This is a genomic window from Bacillus paranthracis (genome assembly GCF_001883995.1).
In the GTDB taxonomy this organism is placed as follows: Bacteria; Bacillota; Bacilli; order Bacillales; family Bacillaceae_G; genus Bacillus_A; species Bacillus_A paranthracis.
Map to the genome: position 1 here is coordinate 1 of NZ_MACE01000079.1, position 1,282 is coordinate 1,282.

Consider the following 1,282-nt stretch of genomic DNA (forward strand, 5'->3'; position numbering starts at 1 on the left):
TGAAGTGAACCCTGAAAACGGGACACCAATCAAAACACCTAAACCACTTGTTCCCTAAATTCTTTAGGGGATAGGTGGTTTAATTTTTCTTGAATTCGCACACAATTGTAGTAATGAATGTATTCTAGCACAATCTTTCGCACAGTTGTGTTGGATACTTTTGTTATCTTTTGTGAATAGAAAGCTTCACTTTTCAAATGACCAAAGAAGCTTTCCATGACGGCATTATCATGGCAATTTCCTTTCCGGGACATGCTGGTGATAATGCCGTTTTCTTTGGCGTACGCTTGAAATTCTTTTGCTGTATAAATACTTCCTTGATCCGAGTGAAGAAGGACACCTTTTACTTTTCGCCCTCTCATTGCTTGTTTTAATGTCTTCATCGCCAATGTTAGTGTTTGCGACTCGCTGATGACACAACTAATAATTTCACGATTAAAGGCATCCATAATCGTTGATAAATACAAGGTACGCTCTCCAAATAATAAATAAGTTACATCCGTAAACCACTTTTCATTTGGTCTGGATGCATCGAATTGGCGCTCCAATCGATGAGGGGCTACCATTGGTTCCGCACCATTGATATATTTCTTTTTCTTTCGACGTACTTTTGAAAGAATATGATTTTGTCTCATGATTCGTAATACTTTTTTATGATTGACACACAGTCCCATTTTTCGAAGAGTAGCGGTCACTCTTCGATATCCATACCGGAATCTATGCCTAAGACAAACATCCTTTACTTTCTCTTCTATATCCTCTTTTAGATCTTCCGTTCGTTGTAACCAACGATAAAATGTGGACCGGGGTAATTCTAATACGTTACACAATTCTTTTACCGTTAGCTTTGTTTTTAAATCGTTCCATAAAGTAACTACAGTTTCTGGTTTCAGCCCCTTTCGATTTCTAGATACTTTCCCCATACAAGTAATTTTGTTTTTAGATGTTTATTTTCTAAGCGTAACTGTTCTAATTCATTTAACTCTTTTGGCCCTTTTCCATAAGAATATTGTTTTCCTACAGGTTGTTGAAAACGGTACGTTTGACCGGTACGATACCATTTCATCCATGTCTTAATTTGGGAAACATTTTTAATTCCAAGCTTCTCCATAATTGTCCGATTGGAATATCCATCCTTTTTCATTTCAATCACTTTCCACTTTATTTCTTCTGGGTAATGAACTCTTGTTTTCAAACCAAAAACACCTCCATTGAATTTGCATACTTAGTATGCGAATTCAGGAGGTGTTTTTTTCATGTGCCACTATTCGGGTTCACTTCA

Annotated in this window: 1 protein-coding gene; it reads right to left on the minus strand. The window is 36.7% G+C overall.

Annotated elements, in window-relative coordinates; all coding sequences use genetic code 11:
* Positions 1-38 precede the first annotated feature (38 nt).
* Positions 39-1,195, minus strand: a protein-coding gene (locus BAQ46_RS25905; protein WP_085964999.1) for an IS3 family transposase whose coding sequence is annotated in 2 segments (ribosomal slippage) — positions 39-943 and positions 943-1,195 — 1,158 coding nt in all. Because the reading frame shifts where the segments join, the coding sequence is not laid out codon by codon here.
* Positions 1,196-1,282: the final 87 nt, after the last annotated feature.